Origin of the sequence: Methanoculleus receptaculi, from assembly GCF_033472595.1 — an archaeon.
GTDB classification, from domain to species: Archaea; Halobacteriota; Methanomicrobia; order Methanomicrobiales; family Methanoculleaceae; genus Methanoculleus; species Methanoculleus receptaculi.
In genome coordinates, this window is sequence record NZ_CP137642.1 from 752,052 (window position 1) to 771,718 (window position 19,667).

A 19,667-nucleotide genomic window follows, 5' to 3' on the forward strand; every position below is an offset into this window, starting at 1 on the left:
CCTCAGGGCACCCCTATCTCCGGCCGTGCACGAGACGGAAAACAGGGATCCAGGGAATTTTCTCACCGAGAACATGGTGGAATCTCTTCCAGGAGACTGTATCGATGGAGAATCGCCTCCTGGGGGTTGGACTGACTGGGAGGGTGGCGGAGACGCTTCCCCCATCCCCTGTCCAGAGGCTGGCTCCGATAAACGTCTGTCGTCGAACCCCAGTCCTTTTTATCCTCCGCCCCCGGAAGATTCATCCATGCAGATCGCAGTCATCGGGAGAGGGGACTGCTCCGCAGAGGAGTACGAAGCTGCAGAGACCATAGGCTACCTCATCGCCGGCAACCGCGAGACCGTCTGCTGCGGCGGGCTCGGCGGGGTGATGGAGGCCGCCTGCAGGGGGGCAAAAGAGGCTGGCGGGACGACGGTGGGGATCCTCCCCGACACAGGGGACGGGAACCCCTACCTGGACCTGGTCATCCGCACCGGGATGGGCCAGGCGAGGAACGTCATCCTTGTCAACTCGGCGGATGCGGTGATCGCCGTCGGCGGAGGCTACGGCACCCTCTCTGAGATCGCCATCGCCCTCAAGACCGGGAAACCGGTCTTCGGGCTTAGCACCTGGGAGATTGATGGGGTGTTTGCCTGCACAACACCCGAAGAAGCGGTCAACCTCGCAGTTCGCGCAGCACGCCTGTCTCGGCGGTCTCGTAACCCCCAAGATCGTTGAGGATCTGTTTGAACGTCTCCGAGGAGACCGTCTCCACCAGAGCCGAGACCCGCGGGTCATCGAGCATCTGGCGGTGCATCGCAAGTTCGTAGCGCTCCGTTGCCACCGGCACAAACGCAAGATCAAGCGCCTTTGCAGCACTGTAGACGCCCATCCCGGCGTCCGCCTCCCCCGTCTTCACGGCCAGCGCCACCGCAAGGTGTGTCGTAACCTCGCGGTCGTAACCGGGGATGGAGGCCGGGTCAATGCCGCGTTCTGCCAGGTGATGGTCCAGGAGCACCCGTGTCCCCGACCCCTTCTGCCGGTTGACGAACCGCCGCCCCGGCAGGTCGTCGAACCCCAGACCCTCGCGGGAGATGACGCCCTGCTGGCGTTCCGCAACGCAGAGGAGGACGAGGTCGGCGTCAGGGGCGTAGCGTCTCAGGTAGTGGGTGTTGTAAGTGCCGTCGGGGGCGAGGAGGTGCATCGGCGCGGCATGACACTCGCGTTTCTTCAGGGCGATCACGCCGCCCATGCTCCCGACGTGAGTGGAGTGGAGATCCACGCCGCGCGGCCGGACGAGATCGGCAAGGTAGTCAAGCGAGGGGTCGTGGCTCCCCGTGATGAGCACCGCCTCCTCCGCCTCCGTCCGCGGAACGGTCAGCCGGACGTCCACAATCTCACCCGCCTCGACACCCTCCTTCTGTGCCGGGATCTGCATGTATCCGTTCGCCCGCACCGCGCTCATCTGGATCCCCGCACCCCGGGATTGCGGCACCGCAACCCAGCGATCCCCGACCATCCCCACGGAGAGGAGGACGAACTCGTCTGTCCCGATATCCGAGTGGAGACTCGTCGTCAGCCTGGCGCTGAGACCTTCCGGCCGGGGGACGGGTAGACCATACCGGGCAACGAGCGGCATGACAATCTCGCGCATAACCGTCACCGCAGCGAGCGGGTAGCCCGGGAGCCCGATCACAGGTTTCCCCCCGACTCTGCCGATGATCACCGGTTTACCCGGTTTGATGGCCACGCCGTGTGCCAGCACCTCGCCGAGATCCCCGATGACGTCGGCGGTGTAGTCCCGTGTCCCGGCCGACGATCCAGCCGATACGAGCAGGATGTCGTTCTCTTCGATGCCGCGCCTGACAGCGCCCTTTATGGCGTTGTGGTCGTCAGGGACGATGGGGTAGCGGCAGGCCTCAACCCCCGCCTCAGAGAGGATGGCAGCAGCCAGGAGCGTGTTGCTCTCGATAACCTTCCCCGGCGGCGGCATGATGCCGGGCGGGACAAGTTCGCTCCCGGTGGGGATCAGCCCTGCCCGCAGGTGCTTGACCGCAGCCTCTGTCACCCCGTAGTTTGCAAGCGCCCCGAGTTCGTGTGGCCGTATCCGGTGTCCCCGCGGGAGGATCATCTCCGACTCGGCTATATCCTCGCCGACCGGGCGGATGTGCTGCCAGGGGCTGACAGGTTTGCGGATGGTGTATCTCCCGCTCTCCAGCCAGACGTCCTCGATCATGATCACAGCGTCGTAGCCGGGTGGGACTATGTTGCCCGTGTTGACCGGCACCGCGTCCGGGAGGGTCACCGGGTGCTGCTCGCTGGCCCCGACGGTATCGGCGCTCCTGACCGCTATCCCGTCCATCGCCGAGATGTGGATCGCGGGGACTGAGAACCTGGCGAATATGGGTTCGGCGGTGACCCGGCCTATCAGTTCCGTCCCCACAGGAACCCGGACAACCCGCGGAACGGCTTGAAACGACCTCTCCACCAGCGACCGCGCCTCTTCAAGCGATATGACCGAGAGGTAGCGCTTCACCAGAGGATCACCTCGACCTCTTCACCGACCTCAAGCCCCTCGATCGAGGCCGGGATCCGCACAAGACCGTCGCTCTGCACCAGGGTGTTGAGGAGCCCCGACTTCCCGAAGATCGGTGTCGCCCTGCCATCCTCGAGGCTGACCCGGATGTAGTCCTCCCTCCCGCGGGTTGAGGGGATGTTCTGCGTCAGCCTGGCCCGGAGTGTCCGGCGGGTGACGGTGGTCTGACTCATCGCCGCAATCAGGTGGTCCACGATGGCGACGAGCACAACGAATGTTGAGGCCGGGTGCCCCGGCAGCCCGATGACCGGTTTTTTACGCGCCGTCCCTATGATGGTCGGTTTCCCGGGGGCAAGTGCGATCCCGTGCACCAGCACCTCGCCGAGTTCCGCGACAACCGCGGCGGTGTTGTCCCTCTCATCCTTTGACGACCCCCCGGAGATCAGGACAGCGTCGCACCGCTCTAGCGCTGACGCGACCGCCCGCATCAACGCCGCGCGGTCGTCCCTGACTATCCCGAAATAGACCGGGCGGCAGCCCCGTTCCGTTACAAACGCACCCGCAAGGTAGGAGTTTACGTCCCGCACCTGGCCAGGCGCCGGTCTCTCGAGTATGGGGACGACCTCGTTGCCGGTGGATATGATCCCGATCCGGGGCACCATCACCACGCTGACGCGGTCTGCCCCGACCGCTGCGGCGACACCGATCTCCCTCGGCGTGAGGACGCGGCCGCGCTCCAGTACCACCTTCCCGGCCCCGAAATCCTCGCCCCTGCGGATCACGTTCTCACCGGGCGCCACTGGCCGGTGGACCAGGAGATCGTCACCGATCTGTTCGGCGTTCTCGATCATCACCACCGCGTCCGCACCCGCCGGGAGTGCCCCGCCGGTCGGGACGTAGCGGCACGACCCCGGGGAGATGCTCCCCGGATCGGTGCTCCCCATACTGACCCTTCCCAGGAACTGGAGCATCGCCGGTATGGCCTCGGAGGCGCCGATTGTATCGGCCGCGGCGACCGCGTAGCCGTCGACCGTTGAACGGTCAAACCCCGGGACATCGATATCGGCGCAGACGTCCTTTGCAAGCACGCGGTGGAGCGCGCTCTCAAGCGGAACGTCCTCGCACCCCGCTGCAGGAGTGATCCTCCGAACCGTCTCGACGGCCGCATCGACGGATACGACATCAAGAAAGAGGCTCATCTGAAGCAGCCCAGCTGGCACCCGCGGATCTTTATTCTCGGTTCGTGCTGGTTGCAGTAGCGCGCGATATCCATCTTCGGGATACTGTAGTTATCGGCTATCTCAAAGGCCTGGGGGCACGTGATCTCGTCTTTTATACCGTAGGCCTGAAACGCTCTGCGTATGGTTTCTTCGTCCATGGTACCCAGATCGTTTGCCTGCAGGATGATAGGATTTACTGCGCCGGGCACTATCATTTAGCGCTCCCGCAACCCATCTATACGTGATGCAGATCACGCTGGTAAACTCAAAACAGGACGCTGCAGGAGTAAACATCAGGAATAATCTCAAGAATCTGCTTGAACCCGGTGGGCACTGGCCGCTTGCGGAGGCTCACGACCTGGACCTCCTGGAGGTCGATGGCCGGTTGATCCACCAGGACGGGATCGACGATGAGGTCGATGCCGACCTGATCATATTTATATCCAGGCACTCGAGCGTCCAGCCGATGCCAGCCCTCACCGTTCATGTTACCGGAAACTACGGGCGTGCAGACCTTGGCGGGGAACCCCGCCGCCTCGCCCCGGCAGCCCCCGCCTGGATGCACGCCGTCCTCCGGAACCTTCATGCCCGCGCTCCGCCGGGCTACCGCGTCTCCTACGAGGTTACGCACCACGGCCCGACCGAACTCTCAACCCCGTCGTTCTTCGTCGAGATAGGGTCCGGGGCCGCAGAATGGGCCGACCCCGTTGCCGGGCGGGCGGTGGCAGAGAGCATACTCTCTGCCGTGCCGGAGGAGACGATCAACCTGATAGGGTTCGGGGGGACGCACTACGCCGTCCGGCAGACCGGGATCGCACTATCATCCCGCGGCGCCTTCGGCCACATCGTGCCGGGCCGCGAGATCGATGCCGTGGACGCCGGGATCCTCCAGAGGATGCAGGAGGCAAGCGGTGCGGTGGCCGCCTACATCGACAGGAAATCGGTATCCACGGATCAGGGCAGGCGGATCGAGCGGATGCTCGCCGCCGCCGGTCTCCCCATCCTCACGGAGTCGGAGATCCTGGAGGCGTCGCGGCTTGCATGGTCAACCTACCTCCAGGTCAGGACGCTTGCCGAAGAGATCGCACCGGGCTCACGCGTTCACATCCACAGCATGAGAGGTGAAGGGAAGCCCGTTGCGATTCAGGTTGCCCCCGAACTGATCAGAGAGACACTCAAATCCAGCAGACCTGGTTTTCTTGAGGCGCTTGAACGATTACCCCTTGCCCATATCTCGCATGGCTCAACGGAGGTCTCATCAAGGTTCATCTGTTTTGAGAACGATTCGTCCCGACTCGCAAGTGATATAACTACCCAGTGTATAAAACTCCTACTTATCTGTGAGAATGCTGTTATCGAGGGTGATCGCCTCGTCCTCCGCAAGGTGCGGTTTGACCCTGAGAAGGCGCGCAGGCAGGGAGTGCCGAAGGGGCCGCTTTATGCCAGGCTTGCCAGCGGAGAAGCGGTCGAGATCGAGGGACGGAGGATCACGCCTGATACGGTGCAGACAACCAGCGTGAAACGGATACATATCCCGGGATTGGAGAGATACTTATGAAATCCATCGTAGAAGAAGCTCTTTCACGGGCTGGGGCGGAGCAGCGCCTTGATGAGCCACTGGAGGTCGAGAGGGATCTCGAAGAGGTCCTGATGGAACTCCGGACCGAGATCGCGGTCATCGGGTGCGGGGGTGGTGGCTCGAACACGGTGACCAGGATGTGGGAGGAGGGCATCAACGGTGCACGGCTGATCGCCATCAACACCGATGCACAGCACCTCGTCCGGACGCGTGCCGATAGTCGAATCCTGATCGGCCGGCAGAGAACACGTGGTCTTGGCGCGGGCTCGATCCCCCAGGTCGGCGAGGAGGCTGCCCTTGAGAACGAGGATGACATCAGGCGTGCCGTTCAGGGCTGCGATATGGTCTTCATCACCACCGGACTCGGCGGGGGCACCGGCACCGGTGCTGCACCGATTGTGGCAAAAGCCGCGAGAGACGAGGGTGCGCTGACCATCGCGGTGGTCACCCTGCCGTTCACCGCGGAAGGTGCTATCAGGGCGCAGAACGCGGAAGCAGGGCTTGAACGTCTCCGTGAAGTGGCAGACACCGTCATCGTCGTGCCAAACGATCGGCTGCTCGAGGTGGTGCCCCGTCTCCCGCTCTATGCTGCCTTCAAGGTCTCTGACGAGGTGCTGATGCGGGCTGTCAAGGGCATAACCGAGCTGATCACGATGCCCGGTCTTGTGAACCTGGACTTTGCTGATGTCCGGACGGTCATGGAGCGTGGAGGCGTCGCGATGATCGGTATGGGTGAGAGTGACAGTGAGGATAAAGCCGCTGATTCGGTCAAGAAGGCGCTGCGCTCCCCGCTGCTGGATGTCGATATCTCAGGCGCAACCGCGGCGCTCGTCAACGTCGTCGGTGGCTCCGATATGACCATGTCCGAGGCGGAAGGCGTCATTCAGGAGGTATACGACCGGATCGATCCCGATGCCCGCATAATCTGGGGTGCTCAGGTTGATCCTGAGATGCAGGGCAAGATGCGGACGCTGCTTGTGGTCACCGGTGTCCGGTCACCACAAATATATGGCAGAAGCGAGAAGAGTATGCCTCGCACGATGAGACAGTTTGAGATCGACTTCCTGAAGTGAGCCGTTAATATGAACTATAAGGAGACAGTGGAAAGCGCAAAGTCGTTCAAGATCGAGGAGGAGCTCTTCAAGAAGTACTGGCGCGTGCTGAAACTGGCACGGCGGCCTACCCGTGATGAGTTCACCAAGATCGCTATAGTATCGGCGGCAGGTATCCTGCTTATCGGTCTTATCGGCTTTATAATATACGAGATCATGCTGCTACTGCCCAGATGATGGATATGGCTGAGGGTGCAAACAGGGTTTACGCGGTCAAGACGACCGCCAAGCAGGAGCGGACGGTAGCCGACAATATAGAGAAGGTGACGAGGGAGCAGAAGGATATCCATGTTACGGCCGTTATGGTTCCCGAGGAGCTGAAAGGCTACGTCCTGGTGGAGAGCCCGGACTCCCTTGCCCGCATGGAGCAGCTGGTGGAACTGATCCCCCACGCGCGCGCGGTGGTGCGCGGTTCGACCACGCTTGCCGAGGTGGAGCACTTCCTGGTGCCAAAGCCGGTTGTCAGCGGCATCACCGAGGGAACCATAGTCGAGATCATCGCCGGGCCGTTCAAGGGTGAGAAGGCAGTTGTAAAACGTATCGATTCCGGAAAGGAAGAGATCACGGTTGAACTCTACGAGAGCATGGTTCCAATTCCGATCACTGTCCGGGGCGATTCCGTCCGCGTTGTGGAGCGCTCCGAAGACGTCTTCTGAAGAAGAACTCCAGTCTTTTTTTGTGGTGCAGGGGATGGTGCCATGCGCGCCCACCGTCCCCGGGTCATGCCCCGTACTTTAAATCCTCTCAGGTTAACCTTAGATAACCCAGGCAACTATTCCCCTGAGGAATAAGCTGGTGAATTTGTATGGCAGAAACGGTCGAGGTATTGGTACCCGGCGGCAAGGCAACTGCAGGCCCGCCTCTCGGGCCCGCGCTCGGTCCTCTCGGTATCAACGTGAAGGCTGTCGTCGACGAGATCAACAGAAAGACGGCCGAATTCAACGGCATGCAGGTGCCGGTGACGGTTACGGTTGACGATAAGCGGAACTTCACGATCGAGGTGGGTATTCCGCCCACCGCGGCGCTCATCAAGAAAGAGGCCGGTATCGAGAAGGGTTCGGCTGAGCCGGGTGCTCTGGTGGCGGGAGATATACCGCTGGAGGCCGTCGTCCGTATTGCCCGTATGAAGTTTGATGGTATGCTCTCGTACGACCTGAAGTCGGCGGTCAAAGAGGTCGCCGGAACGTGTATGAGTGTGGGTGTCAACATCGAGGGGAAGAAACCCCGCGATATGATCCAGGCCATCAATAACGGGGAGTACGACGACGTACTCGTCGCATAGATGTCAGACAACCATAGAAGATCGTGAGGTCGTGTACTATGGAGGCAAAGGATGGTTGACATAACCAGTATACAGAAAGCCGTGAAAACGGCACTTGAGAAGGCTCCGGAACGGAAGTTCAGGGAGAGCGTGGATCTCACAGTCAACCTCAGGAATATCGATATGTCTCAGCCAAAGAACCGTATCGACGAGACGGTTCATCTCCCGCACGGTTTTGACAACGTCAAGATTGCTGTTCTCGGGAAGGGGGATATCGTTACGCAGGCTAAAGAGGCAAATGTCGACCTCATCCTGGGTCCTGAGGATATCGAACGGCTCGGTGGCGAACCACGGGAGGCTCGGAAGATCGCGGATGAATATCGGTTCTTCCTGGCTGAGACGGCAATGATGCCTCTTGTTGGCCGCTATCTCGGTGTCCGGCTGGGTCCGCGTGGAAGGATGCCGATTCCGATCTCGCAGGGAACCGATATCCGGCCCATCGTTCAGCGGCTTAGGAACTCCGTGAAGATCCGGACAAAGGACAAGAAGGTCTTCCACACCAAGGTCGGGACCACCGCGATGGATCCTGCGGAGATCGCCGAGAACATCGATACAATTCTCCGGCGGGTTGAGTCCGTCCTGGAGAGTGGAGCGATGAATATTCATTCGGTCTACGTGAAGACGACGATGGGGCCGGCAGTGAGGGTGATCTGATGGCACTCTATACGCACCATCTGCCCCGATGGAAGAGGGATGAAGTAGAGGAGATCAAGCGCGGCATCCAGGAGCACCCGGTCGTCGGTATCGTGAATATGCACGGTATCCCCGCCTCGCAGGTGCAGGATATCCGGCGGAACCTCCGCGGCACAGCGAGGGTGAAGATGTCCCGCAACACGCTCATCGAGCGTGCCTTGAACGAGCTCGGCGGTAGCGTTGCAGACTTAAAAGAGCATTTTGAAGGCCAGAGTGCACTGATCTTCACAAACGAGAATCCTTTCAGGCTCTTTAAACTGCTTGAGCAGACCAAGACGAAGATGGCCGCTAAGCCCGGCGAGATTGCGCCCGAGGATATCGTTGTCCCGAAGGGCCCGACCACTTTCAAGCCAGGCCCTATCGTTGGCGAGTTCCAGCAGGTGGGCATACCCGCGGTCATTGAGGGTGGCAAGGTCAAGATTCGCGAGACAAAGACGGTCGTGAAGAAGGGCGAGGTCATCAACCGGAAGGTCGCTGGGGTGCTCTCGAAACTCGGGATCAAGCCGATGGATGTCGGGCTTGCCCTTCAGGCTGCGTACTACCGCGGCAGTGTCTTCACGCCGGAGATGCTTGCAATCGATGAGGAGGCCTGCGCGAAGAAGATCGCGTTCGCGGCCAGCCAGGCGTTCAACCTCTCGGTCAACGCTGCTATCCCGACCAGGCTTACCATCGGGGCCATCATTGGCAGGGCGGTAAGTGAGGCGCGGAACGTTGGTGTTGAGGCGGGCGTCTACGAGAAGGATATCATCGACCTGATCATCGGGCGTGCCAGGCGCGAGATGCTGGCTGTGGCGCTCGCGGCGCAGGCCAGGGGGTTCGACCTTGATGAGGAGACCCTGAAGGCGGCAACGGCCGCCGCACCTGCCGTGTCCGCCGCGGTTCCGGCTGCTGTTGCAGCACCCGCCGCAGAGGAAGAGGAGACGGAAGAGGAGAAGAAGGAGGAGGACGAGGAGAGCGGTCTTGCCGGTCTCGGTGCCCTCTTCGGCTGATATTTCAAAAACGAGGTGAATCAAGAATGGAGTATATCTACGCTGCACTGCTCCTGCACAACGCAGGCAAGGAAATTACTGAAGAGAATGTGACTGCTGTCTTAAAATCTGCCGGTGTCGAGGTTCAGGACGCCCGCGTGAAGGCGCTCGTCGCCGCACTTGAGGATGTGAACATCGAGGAGGCCATCAACAGGGCCGCCCTCGCACCTGTCGCTGCTGCTGCACCCGCTGCCGCCGCGGCTCCGGCTGCTGCTGCAGCACCCGCCGCAGAGGAAGAGGAGACGGAAGAGGAGAAGAAGGAAGAGGACGAAGAGAGCGGTCTTGCCGGTCTCGGTGCCCTCTTCGGCTAAACCTTTTTTTCGCCGGTAGTTGGCCGGTTCTTTATCGATCCTTGTTTCACCGTAGTCACTCGTTGAGCGGTATCTCCATTGGCAGATTTCCCGGAACTCGCAGACTACGGGGATGGCTTACTTAGGCGATCTGTTCTGAAAATGAGTTAGAAAAGAGTTTTGTGTGGGTGATATTGGATTTCCCGATGCCCGACCATGACCCTGGTGAAACCGGGGTGGTGAAAGTCACGATTCCCGGCCGGGTGATTGATGAGAAGTATACCCGGATGCAAAGAGTAGTCAAAACGGGGAAAATATCGCGGTATAGTGGACCGTGGAACTATCGCCCCTCCCCTCATGGCGATATCCCCTCGGAATCCGTGTCTGGGACGCCCTCAGGCATCCTTGGCCCACTGGTTCTCCAACAACGGGTCATCACGAGTTTTTGATATGTAGAGATATCGTATTTCAGTCGTCATCATCCGTTCGTCATTACTGCTAAATCTGGATCGGAGTATTCTTTGGAAGACCGGGTTCCCCCTCACTCCCGCCGCATGCTCCCCCCGTAGACTACCTGCCCGAAGCTGATGCACCCGTCGCCAAGGGGGTAGTCCCGGTTGACGATGAACTCGAGCCCGGTGGCCAGCACCTCGGCCCGGATCGTCTCCCGGATCGCCCGGTTGTAGGCCACGCCGCCCGAGAGCACCACCCGCGGGATCCCGCGCTCCTCTGCCGCCCGGACTGCCATAGTGGTCATCCCACGCGCCAGGTTGAACTGGATGGACGCCGCGATATCGGCCACCCTCTCTCCCGCAACCATACGCCTGTACGCCTCCGCCAGGAGAGACCGGGTCGATAGAACCTCGCAGCCGTCTTCGCGCCGGAACTCGATCTCCCAGGCCGAAGCCCTGCCCCTGTATGCCTCCGACTCGAGTTTCATTGCCGGTTCACCATCGTATGTCCGCTCCCGGCAGATCCCGAGCAGTGCCGATGCCGCGTCCAGGACGCGGCCGGTGCTCGATGTCGCGGCGACGTTCAACCCCCGCTCCACCTGCTTTGCAAGGACGGCGAGCTCCATATCGCTCCAGCCCCGCGAAGCGAGCAGGCCGCGGATCTCCGCCGTTGGCAGGATGCCGTAGAGCATCCGTTCCGGGAACCGGGTGGCGAGATCGCCGCCGGGCATCGGAACAACCTCCAGGTGAGCGACCCTCTCAAGGTGCGGAACCTCTCCCGCAAAGACCTCCCCGCCCCAGACCGTCCCGTCATCGCCGTATCCGAGACCGTCTATGGCGATCCCCACACACTCCTCCCGTGTGGCGGCGGCGATATGCGCCCGGTGGTGCTGGACGGCAAGGAGTTCCGCCCCGGTTGCTTCGGCAACCTCCCCGGCATAACGGGTCGAGAGGAACTGCGGGTGAAGGTCGTGGACGACCAGATCGTATCTTGCGTCGGTGAGTTTTCCGATCTTCTCCACCGTCTCCGTAAGGTAGGCCAGAGTCTGGGGGTTCCTGACATTCCCCACGTGCGGAGACGTTATGCAGAACCCGTTTTTGTAGACCGATATGTTCGAGTTCAGTTCCGGGCCAACGCCCAGGATGCACGCATCGCCGAGATCTATGGCCTGCCGTTTAGGCGCAAGACCGCGGGAGAGGCGGATGATGCAGCCGTCTCTCACGACCGAATCGTCGCAGCGGTTGACGATCCGGCGGTTGTGCGTGAGTATGCAGTCCACCTGCCGCGGCAGGCGTTCCAGGGCGCTCTCGAGATCCGTTATCATCGGGTAGCCCGGTAGGTTTGCGCTTGTCATCACCAGCAGGGGATGGTCAAGGTGCGCAAAGAGGAGATAGTGCAGCCCGGTGTAGGGGAGCATACAGCCTATGGTATGAAGCCCTGAGATTGTCCGGTGCGACTCCGGATCACGCTTCTCGAGCACCACGATCGGTCTCTCCCGTGAGTGCAGGATCCGCCGATCATCAGCAGAGACGACCGCGATCCGCTCCACCTCTTCCGGTTCAGCCATAACCGCGAGCGGCTGCTCCGTCCGCCCCAGTCGGTGTTTGAGTTCTTCAGCCGCCTCCTCGATACAGGCTATGTGGAACCCTCCGATCCCGCGGATGGCAACGATCGAACCCTCGTCGAGCAGGGCGGCGGCCTCCCGGATGGGATCGTCCACAGCCAGCGGTATCCCGTCGGCCTTTAGAAGACTCAGACGCGGCCCGCAGGCCGCACACGCAATCGTCTGGGCGTGGTGGCGGCGAGATGATGGGTCGGAGTACTCGCTCTGGCAGGCGGGGCAGAGCGGGAAATCTGCCATCGATGTCCGTTCCCGGTCGTACGGGACGTCGGTGATTATGCTGTAACGGGGGCCGCAGTTGACACATGATGTGGCCCAGTAACCCTCATACCGGCTGCCGGGCGTGAATATATCTGCGATACATTCATCACAGATGGCGACATCGGCCGGGATGAATCCCGTGAGACTACCCCTGCCGCTCTCGAGGATGGTAAACCCCGCCGTCTCCTGCCCATCGCGCAGATTATAAACATTTACAGAATCTATGCGGGATAAGGGTGTACCCCTGGAAACAGCCTCCAGAAACTCCTCGAAACGCTCTCCGGACGCATGGATCTCCACCTCGCTCCCCAGGTTTTTGACAGTGCCCGTGATCCCGAATTCCCGGGCTTTGGCATAGACAAAAGGACGAAACCCGACTCCCTGAACGATGCCCCGGATGATGATTGTGCCACTTCTGCGCATTGGGATTTCAGCAAAAATTTATGGAGTTATACCTCCATATAACAATAGGGTATCGCAGTGACGGGACATATCAAAATTCTTAACGATCCAGTGGAACTGGTTCCTCTTCTCATAACGTTCAATAATGCAGAATATAAAAAGATCTACGATCTCTTAAATAAGGCATGGATGACCGAGGAGGACCTCGCGGAGTACGTGGGGAAGTCCACGGTTGCCGAGTGTCTTGCGATCCTCAAGAAGGGCAACCTTATCGAGGAGCAATGGCGGATGCCGAAACCCGGCGAGAAACCCACGAAAGAGTACCGGGCAACATACAGCAAGTTCCGGGCCAGTTTTCAGTGTTCCATGGGTGATATAGGGGATCTGCTTCATATCGCCATATCAAACGACGAGAGTCTCCGTTCCATAGTCGATGCGGTTCAACAGGAGATCATGACCGGAACAACCTCTATCGGTGATATATCCCGCAAATACGGGGTCAGCCCGATCTTCATAAGGGGGCTTGCAAAGAGGATCCCCGGTCTCGATGTGAGAGGGCAGGGGATGGTTTTGCTTGACCGAACCCAGTGAGGACCCGCTCTACATCATCCTGCGCAGCAAGCGAGAGGCAACCCGGTTTCAGATCCTGGTCGAGATCGCCGAACACCAGCCAGCCGTCCGCCAGCAGGAGATCGCCGGGAAACTCGGGGTGACCCCCCAGGCGGTCTCGGAGTACATCCGGGAACTGGTGGATGAGGGGCTTGTCACCACTCACGGCCGGGGCCGGTATGAGGTCACGAAGAGCGGTGTCGAGTGGGTGCTCCGGCATGCCGAGGCGCTCGAGTCGTATGCCCGCCACATCACCCGCGACATCATCCAGCAGGTGGCGGTCTGGACGGCCATCGCTGAGGACGATATCCGGGAGGGGGATACTGTCGGCGTCTTCATGCAGAAAGGCTGGCTGTATGCGACAGAGAGGGAGCAGAGCGCCATGGGTGTTGCGACGATGGACGCCATGGCCGGTGAAGACCTCGGTGTCGCCCGGTTGAATGGCATCATCGAGCATAAGGAGGGGGCCGTCCACGTCTGCAAGGTCCCGCGGGTGGAGCATGGCGGGTCACGCATGGTCGACCTGGATCTCCTCAGGGATGTCGTCCGGGATGCTGAGGCTGTGGCCGCCGTAGGGCTTGAGTCGTATGTGGCCCTTAAAAAGGCGGGTATCGAACCGGATATGTTCTTTGGTGCCCGGGAAGGTGTCATCGAGGCGGCGTTTCACGGCCTTGAGTGTGCGATACTTATCGTCGATGAAGAGTTTACCGATTTTCTCAAACGGCTTGAGACGGTGGGGCTCGCCTACACAATCCATGACCTGATACCGTCATGAAGGTCATCATCCAGCCGCAGAAAAGCGCGTACAAACTGCTTTTTGTCGAGGGCGACCGCGTTGAAGGGACGGGTTTCGTCACCCTCACCGCGACCCAGAAGGGTCAGCGGCCGAAGAACTTCAAGATGCGCCGCCGCGGCAGCAGACACCCGGCACCCGTCCCTACGCGTGACCTGATCACGATGCTGCGCCGCTCATCGGTGGCCCTTGCAGCGGAGAGCCCGGAGTTCGAGTCGTTCCTCGCCGATCTCCAGATCCCGTTTTCACGGATCGATATCTGCCGGTTCTGCCAGATCGAGGACAGGTTTGTCCCGGTAGATAAGGCGACCGGGGTGCGCTGCGGCGGGGAGTGGATCTGCATGGAGTGCGCGAAACGCGAGATGCGCCGTGAACTCGGCTACATGGGGAGGTTCGGCGGTTCTGTGCTCATCCATCTGGAGAAACTCCTTGCCCAGGTCCGGGATCTCGACCGGGTGCTGGCATCGGTTGGGCCAGAGCGGCCTGACCGGCGGCGGACGCTCTTTGACAGGCTTGAGGCTCACGAGATCGAGAAGACGCTGCATATCACCGATCTATCGCTGCCTCCTGCGTTCGTGAAGGCCGCCGGCGTCGATTATCTGATGCCCGTCCAGCACCTGGCCGTCCAGAGCGGCCTCCTTGAGGGGCAGCATCTCCTTGTGGTCTCGGCCACAGCGAGCGGCAAGACCTTCATCGGGGAGATGGCCGGGATGAAGAACTTCCTGGAGGGCCGGGGGAGGATGCTCTTCCTGGTTCCGCTGGTCGCGCTTGCGAACCAGAAGTACCAGCGGTTCCGGGACCGATACGGTCACCTTGTCCGTGTCGCCCTCCAGGTAGGGGTGAGCCGTCTCAACCTCCCGGAGACCCGGCCGGCCGGCGACCGTGACGTCAATGCTCCAGTGGTGGTCGGGACATACGAGGGTATAGACCACCTCCTCAGGACGGGGAAGACTCTGAAGGATATCGGGACGGTCGTGATCGATGAGGTCCAGATGCTCGAGGACGCGGAGCGCGGCCACCGTCTCGACGGGCTGATCGCACGTCTCAAGTATATCGCCCCTGACGCACAGTTCCTCTACCTCTCGGCAACGATCGGGGCACCCGGGCTGCTGGCAGAGAAACTCGGGGCGAACCTTGTCCGCTACGCGGAACGGCCGGTTCCGCTTGAGCGCCACCTCATATTTATCGAGCGGGAGAAGAAGATCGCGTTCATAAAGCAGATGGTCGCCGAGGAGTACCGGATGCGGTCTTCGAAGGGCTACCGGGGGCAGACGATCGTCTTTACAAACTCGCGGGCTCGCTGCCACGTCATCGCCGACGCCCTGGGTAAGATGGCTGTGCCATACCATGCGGGGTTGAGCGCCCAGGAGCGCCGGGAGGTCGAGCGGCGGTTCTCAAATGGGGAGGTTGCCGCTGTCGTGACCACGGCAGCGCTTGCTGCCGGTGTGGATTTCCCGGCGTCCCAGGTGATCTTTGATGCGCTTGCGATGGGGATCCAGTGGCTGACCGTCCAGGAGTTTCACCAGATGATGGGCCGGGCCGGCCGGCCGGACTTCCACGACCTTGGCCGGGTGGTCATCCTGGCGGAGCCCGGCGGGTCTTACTCCAGGACGTCCGGGAAGACCGAGGAGGAGGTTGCCATCGCCCTCCTGCGGGGCGAGATGGAGGAGGTCGCGCCGGAGTATGACCTGGAACAGAGCACCGAGGAGTTCGTCGCAAACGCCGTTGTCTGCGACGGCGACGAGCAGCAGATCATCCGGATGAACCGCATGATGGTCGGGACGCTGGAACCCGCCCTCCCGACACTCCTTGACTACGGACTGGTCAGGCGGCGGGGAGGGCGTATCGAACTCACCGATATGGCTCGAGTGATGGCAGAGCACTTCATCGGTGCTGAGCGGTTGATCCAGATCAGGGACCTTGTCCGCCGGGCGGACGATGCGGCCTGGATCGTGGCGGAACTCGAGTGCGCCGTCGATGAGGAGCGGTAGAACTGTAATTGATCGAGGCGCGCTCTGATCGGGTTTTGTCAATCACGGGAAGAAGGTGCCCGGGAGCATCTCCGCCTCCCCGCCACGGCGAGCCCCACCACGTGGGGATGATTCCCCATCGATACAGTCTCGGGGGGAGGAGACCACTAATTCGCGGTCTCAACGGAGACTCCCTGAGATCCCGATCCCTTGGCACGGTATCCGGGGCTATCATCACGCACTGCCCGCCCCGGTGAAGGGGCGGGAGGAGGCGCGGAACGCGCCGGGGGGTGGTCGACGAACACCGTTCAACGAGAGACGCAAGAGACAGGGGCGGGTTATGCCCCATCCCGGCACCGATCAAGGCTGTTCCCGCAGGTCATCCGGGGCCGGGCCCGCCACCATCCCGGCGTTCTGTCCCCCGTTTATCTCGCCTGCTGCCTTCTGCATCATAACCGCGAAGATCGCTGTCCCGAGGAGGCTTATAGCGCCGGCTGCGTAGAATACGGCATCTATACCAATGTAGTCCATGAAGAGACCCCCAATCAACGGGGCTATGATCATGCCTATCCCGAAGATGGTGTTGTAGGCGCCCATCGACGTCCCCATCCCCAGCGTCCGGCCGGCATCGACCGTCAGCGCCATGATCGACGGCTGCTGGATGGCGCCGCCGACACCGATCAGCGAGGTTATCACGAGCAGGTGCCAGAACGATCTCGAGAAGGGGATTATGAGAAGTGCAATCGCTGCTATGGCCGATCCCACGACGATCAGGGCGACTTTGTTCCCCCTGTCAGTGAACCTTCCTACCGGCACCTGGAGGAGCGCCATGATGAAGGTGTTCACTGAGAGGATGACCCCCACACTGGACGGGCTGATCGCGATCAGCGGGGCAAAGACGGGGATGAAGACCATCGTCCCTCCACGGCCGAGAGCGCTGATCAGGGTGAAGACCATGACACCCCGCATGACCGGCAGCCTGAAGATATCCCTCATCGGGGCGGGTTCCGCGCCCTTGATCGCGGAAGAAGCGCGTTTCGCTTCGGGGAGTGAGACAGCGACCAGGAGTGTGGCAAACGCCGAGAGTGCGGCCATGGTGTAGAATACCGAGTTCATCCCGAAAGCGTCGTTGAGGAAACCACCGAGGAGCGGCCCTACGCCCATGCCGAGGAACATCGATATGGAGAAGTTCCCCATATAACTCCCTTCCTTTCCATGCTCCGAGAGGTCGGCGATGTAGGCCATTGCTATCGGGACGACCATCGCTGAGGCGATACCGTGGGCGAACCGGACAACCGTGAGTGAGTAGACGCTGTCGGCGATGATGTAGGCGAGGGAGAGGACGGCATACGCAAACATCCCCATGAGGATGATCCACTTCCTCCCCTGGCGGTCGGACAGCCTCCCGATGATCGGCATGAAGACCGACCTGGAGAGCGCGAAGGCTGAGAAGATGATGCCGAGCCAGATCCCGGTCGCACCCAGGTTCTCCGCGTATAGGGGGAGAAGCGGGCTGACAACACCAAGCCCGAGCATCGTGGCAAAGACGGAGATGAATAAGACGGTATATATGCGTCTGGCTGTTTTCATGCAGATTACACCTGATATATGTGAACTACCCCGCGCCTCTCGGGCGGGGCTTCCCGGCTATCATGGCCAACACTTGCACCACAGATATGTGACGTAGAGGTCTTGGCTCCACAGGCTCAAAGGGCTGTTCCATCCCCACGCGGTGGATATTTACCGCAGCATTGTAATCTCTATCGGCAACAAACCCACAGTATGGGCATTCGTGGACTCTCTCGGAGAGCGTCTTTTTCACGATGCTTCCACAGTTCGAACACATCTGTGTCGTGTCGCGGGGATCGACTTTGACGAGTTCCGTACCAGCACTTTCAGCCTTGTACGAGAGGTAAGAATAAAATCGTCCCCACGACGCACTGTGGATACTTCTCCGGAGCCCGCGAGATTTGCCGTTCTCTTTCAAATACTTGATATTCAGGTCTTCAACACAGATCGTCGCATAGGTGTCAACGTACTGACGGGAGAGTTTGTGCAGGAAATCGTTCTTCTGGTTGGTGACATGATCATAGACCTTCTCCAGTTTCCTTTTTGCCTTCTTCCAGTTTTTCGAGAACCGTTGTTTCCGGGCAAGACTCCGCTGGATCTTCTTGATCCTGCCCAGAGAATGTTCATAGAACCTGGGGTTCTCGATCACTGCACCGTCACTATCGACCGCAAACGAGTTCAGACCGACATCGATACCGACAGACTGCCCTTCACGCTTTGACTTGTAGACCTCCTGCTCTGTCTGAATGATCACATACCATCTATCGCCGGAACGGGTGATCAGGACACCCTTCACCTTCCCGGTGTAGGGTCGGTGCATGTTGAACGGAATCGTTCCGATCTTCGAGAACGTAATCGAACTATGCTCGCGATCGATCTTGAAACCCGACTGATTATAATTGAGCGTCCGGTACCGGGCTGCACTCTTGAATCGGAGTTTGCCGATCTTCCGTCCTCTCTTCTTTGTCTGCGAGAGTGCAGCGATGTTGCTCCAGAGGGTGTAGTTGACCATCTGGAGCACTTTAGAGTATACGTCCTTGAGTGCCAGGATTCTCCTCTTTCAGCGTGACGATCCGCGCCTGCATTCCTTGCATCGTCGTAGAGATTCCATTCTCTCGTGCCGTGTTGCATTCTTCGAGAAGTTTGTTGTAGAGCCACCTACAGGTATCAAGTGCAGTGTTCAGCCGTGTTTCCACGGTTGCGTCTGGATACGCTCGGTACTTGTAGGAAACGATCATTTAATTCTCTATCTGCGAGTCAACATACTCCTTCAGCGCATCGAGGCTTACCTGTCCTGACGTACCTGTACCCAATGTGCAGACCTATCAAGTTTATACCTCATGTTGGGTGAATGATAATAGAATACTTAAGAGGAATATATCTATCGCAGGAAGGAAGGGCGGCTCCGCTTTCATCCCCATCGTGAACGGTGGGGACTTCCCGCTCCGCCCCCTTCACCCCCGCAAGTTAAAGTAGAGGCTCTGCATGCAGAGCGTTTTACGCAACCTGATGATCTTTTCTCTTCTCGCCTGCTGTTTTATTCTCCTGCCCTCGAGCGCCCAACCGCCCATAGGCGGAGACAACGGATGGTATGCGGTGAACTGCAACGTGAATGGAGCAGATGTCTACTTCGACAACGAGTATCAGGGAACGATCGAGGCCGGTGTGCTCTACGTCCCTATCTACACCACAGGAACGCCCTACCAGACCTTCCGCGTGGAGAAAGACGGCTACACAACATACAATGGGGAGGTCACCTCTGTTCCGGGCAAAGGGGAGGTATTTGACCTCTACGCGACCCTCAACCCCGTCCAGCCCGCCACAGCACCGATAATCGGCGGGGATATCGGCTGGTACACCGTCCATGTCAACGTTGATTGGGCAACGGTTCAGTTCGACAACGAGGTCAAGGGTGTCACAAGCCAGGGCGTCCTTTCTGTGGAGGTCTACACAACCGGAACACCATACAGGACTTACACCGTGACAAAGGAAGGGTATCAGACCTACACCGGCACCATCGACCGCTACCCCGGCAAGGGTGAGACGGTCGACCTCTACGTGACGCTGAACCCGATCACGACGCCCACACAGACCGCACCGTTCTCTCCGGCCGTTGCCGGCGGCGCCCTGCTGATTGCGGGGCTGCTGCTGGTTGCGGGGAGAAAGAACTAACCCTACTTTTTTTCGTGAACCTCGCCCGGACGATCGCCGTCCCGGGGGTCGCTACATG

20 protein-coding genes are annotated in these 19,667 nt (G+C 60.2%); 13 read left to right on the top strand and 7 right to left on the bottom strand.

All coding sequences use genetic code 11. The features are described 5' to 3' along the window. Window positions 1-247: 247 nt before the first annotated feature. On the top strand, window positions 248-718 hold the full coding sequence (locus R6Y96_RS04005; protein ID WP_318622229.1) for a TIGR00725 family protein: 471 nt from the start codon (window positions 248-250) through the stop codon (window positions 716-718). Here R6Y96_RS04005 and R6Y96_RS04010 read toward each other — a convergent pair. Genes R6Y96_RS04010 through R6Y96_RS04020 form a run of 3 tightly spaced genes read right to left on the bottom strand, consistent with a single transcriptional unit; the run spans window position 657 to window position 3,894 of the window. Further along, window positions 657-2,519 (bottom strand): molybdopterin biosynthesis protein, encoded by a 1,863-nt coding sequence (locus R6Y96_RS04010; protein WP_318622481.1) that lies wholly within the window; start codon window positions 2,517-2,519, stop codon window positions 657-659. The genes R6Y96_RS04005 and R6Y96_RS04010 overlap by 62 nt on opposite strands. Beyond that, window positions 2,513-3,715 carry a molybdopterin molybdotransferase MoeA gene (locus tag R6Y96_RS04015; protein WP_318622230.1) on the bottom strand — a complete coding sequence of 401 codons (1,203 nt, stop codon included), beginning with the start codon at window positions 3,713-3,715 and terminating at the stop codon, window positions 2,513-2,515. The genes R6Y96_RS04010 and R6Y96_RS04015 overlap by 7 nt, the downstream gene beginning before the upstream one ends. Then, a complete protein-coding gene (locus tag R6Y96_RS04020; protein ID WP_318622231.1) occupies window positions 3,712-3,894 on the bottom strand; it encodes a hypothetical protein in 183 nt (60 codons plus the stop codon). Before R6Y96_RS04020 ends, R6Y96_RS04015 begins: the two co-directional genes overlap by 4 nt. Window positions 3,895-3,980: 86 nt before the next feature. On the opposite strand from R6Y96_RS04020, the gene R6Y96_RS04025 reads away from it, so the two are divergent. The 8 genes from R6Y96_RS04025 to rpl12p all read left to right on the top strand — a co-directional run bounded on the left by R6Y96_RS04025 (window position 3,981) and on the right by rpl12p (window position 9,780). Continuing rightward, complete coding sequence (locus R6Y96_RS04025; protein ID WP_318622232.1) at window positions 3,981-5,294, top strand: D-aminoacyl-tRNA deacylase; 1,314 nt, start codon at window positions 3,981-3,983, stop codon at window positions 5,292-5,294. Then, window positions 5,291-6,388 carry a cell division protein FtsZ gene (gene ftsZ / locus R6Y96_RS04030; protein ID WP_318622233.1) on the top strand — a complete coding sequence of 366 codons (1,098 nt, stop codon included), beginning with the start codon at window positions 5,291-5,293 and terminating at the stop codon, window positions 6,386-6,388. Before R6Y96_RS04025 ends, ftsZ begins: the two co-directional genes overlap by 4 nt. Window positions 6,389-6,397: 9 nt before the next feature. Next, the gene (locus R6Y96_RS04035) at window positions 6,398-6,604 is read left to right on the top strand and encodes a protein translocase SEC61 complex subunit gamma (protein WP_318622234.1); all 207 of its coding nucleotides are present in this window, start codon (window positions 6,398-6,400) and stop codon (window positions 6,602-6,604) included. 5 nt (window positions 6,605-6,609) lie between these two features. Next, window positions 6,610-7,083 (top strand): transcription elongation factor Spt5, encoded by a 474-nt coding sequence (locus R6Y96_RS04040; RefSeq protein WP_214022577.1) that lies wholly within the window; start codon window positions 6,610-6,612, stop codon window positions 7,081-7,083. Window positions 7,084-7,232: 149 nt separating this feature from the next. Continuing rightward, window positions 7,233-7,709, top strand: a complete 477-nt coding sequence (locus R6Y96_RS04045) for a 50S ribosomal protein L11 (RefSeq protein WP_318622235.1) — start codon at window positions 7,233-7,235, stop codon at window positions 7,707-7,709. A gap of 51 nt (window positions 7,710-7,760) precedes the next feature. Next, on the top strand, window positions 7,761-8,402 hold the full coding sequence (locus R6Y96_RS04050) for a 50S ribosomal protein L1 (protein WP_318622236.1): 642 nt from the start codon (window positions 7,761-7,763) through the stop codon (window positions 8,400-8,402). Beyond that, window positions 8,402-9,430, top strand: a complete 1,029-nt coding sequence (locus tag R6Y96_RS04055; RefSeq protein ID WP_318622237.1) for a 50S ribosomal protein L10 — start codon at window positions 8,402-8,404, stop codon at window positions 9,428-9,430. Before R6Y96_RS04050 ends, R6Y96_RS04055 begins: the two co-directional genes overlap by 1 nt. A 26-nt stretch (window positions 9,431-9,456) precedes the next feature. Beyond that, entirely contained in the window at window positions 9,457-9,780 is a 324-nt protein-coding gene (gene rpl12p / locus R6Y96_RS04060) for a 50S ribosomal protein P1 (protein ID WP_318622238.1), read from the top strand. 520 nt (window positions 9,781-10,300) lie between these two features. Here the strand turns inward: rpl12p and hypF are convergent. Next, window positions 10,301-12,517, bottom strand: coding sequence for a carbamoyltransferase HypF (gene hypF / locus R6Y96_RS04065; RefSeq protein ID WP_318622239.1), 2,217 nt, complete (start codon window positions 12,515-12,517; stop codon window positions 10,301-10,303). 57 nt (window positions 12,518-12,574) lie between these two features. On the opposite strand from hypF, the gene R6Y96_RS04070 reads away from it, so the two are divergent. Genes R6Y96_RS04070 through R6Y96_RS04080 form a run of 3 tightly spaced genes read left to right on the top strand, consistent with a single transcriptional unit; the run spans window position 12,575 to window position 15,889 of the window. After that, window positions 12,575-13,087: an ArsR family transcriptional regulator gene (locus R6Y96_RS04070; protein ID WP_318622240.1), complete on the top strand. Its 513-nt coding sequence runs from the start codon at window positions 12,575-12,577 to the stop codon at window positions 13,085-13,087. Beyond that, entirely contained in the window at window positions 13,071-13,880 is an 810-nt protein-coding gene (locus R6Y96_RS04075) for a DUF7839 domain-containing protein (RefSeq protein WP_318622241.1), read from the top strand. The genes R6Y96_RS04070 and R6Y96_RS04075 overlap by 17 nt, the downstream gene beginning before the upstream one ends. Then, the gene (locus R6Y96_RS04080; RefSeq protein ID WP_318622242.1) at window positions 13,877-15,889 is read left to right on the top strand and encodes a DEAD/DEAH box helicase; all 2,013 of its coding nucleotides are present in this window, start codon (window positions 13,877-13,879) and stop codon (window positions 15,887-15,889) included. The genes R6Y96_RS04075 and R6Y96_RS04080 overlap by 4 nt, the downstream gene beginning before the upstream one ends. A gap of 339 nt (window positions 15,890-16,228) precedes the next feature. Here R6Y96_RS04080 and R6Y96_RS04085 read toward each other — a convergent pair whose 3' ends face one another. Genes R6Y96_RS04085 through R6Y96_RS04095 form a run of 3 tightly spaced genes read right to left on the bottom strand, consistent with a single transcriptional unit; the run spans window position 16,229 to window position 18,675 of the window. Then, window positions 16,229-17,458: an MFS transporter gene (locus R6Y96_RS04085; protein ID WP_318622243.1), complete on the bottom strand. Its 1,230-nt coding sequence runs from the start codon at window positions 17,456-17,458 to the stop codon at window positions 16,229-16,231. 25 nt (window positions 17,459-17,483) lie between these two features. Beyond that, window positions 17,484-18,449: an RNA-guided endonuclease InsQ/TnpB family protein gene (locus R6Y96_RS04090; RefSeq protein ID WP_318622482.1), complete on the bottom strand. Its 966-nt coding sequence runs from the start codon at window positions 18,447-18,449 to the stop codon at window positions 17,484-17,486. A gap of 10 nt (window positions 18,450-18,459) precedes the next feature. Further along, complete coding sequence (locus tag R6Y96_RS04095; RefSeq protein WP_318622244.1) at window positions 18,460-18,675, bottom strand: helix-turn-helix domain-containing protein; 216 nt, start codon at window positions 18,673-18,675, stop codon at window positions 18,460-18,462. Between the two features lie 247 nt (window positions 18,676-18,922). Between R6Y96_RS04095 and R6Y96_RS04100 the strand changes: the two genes are divergently transcribed. Next, window positions 18,923-19,609: a PEGA domain-containing protein gene (locus R6Y96_RS04100; RefSeq protein WP_318622245.1), complete on the top strand. Its 687-nt coding sequence runs from the start codon at window positions 18,923-18,925 to the stop codon at window positions 19,607-19,609. Window positions 19,610-19,667 lie beyond the last annotated feature (58 nt).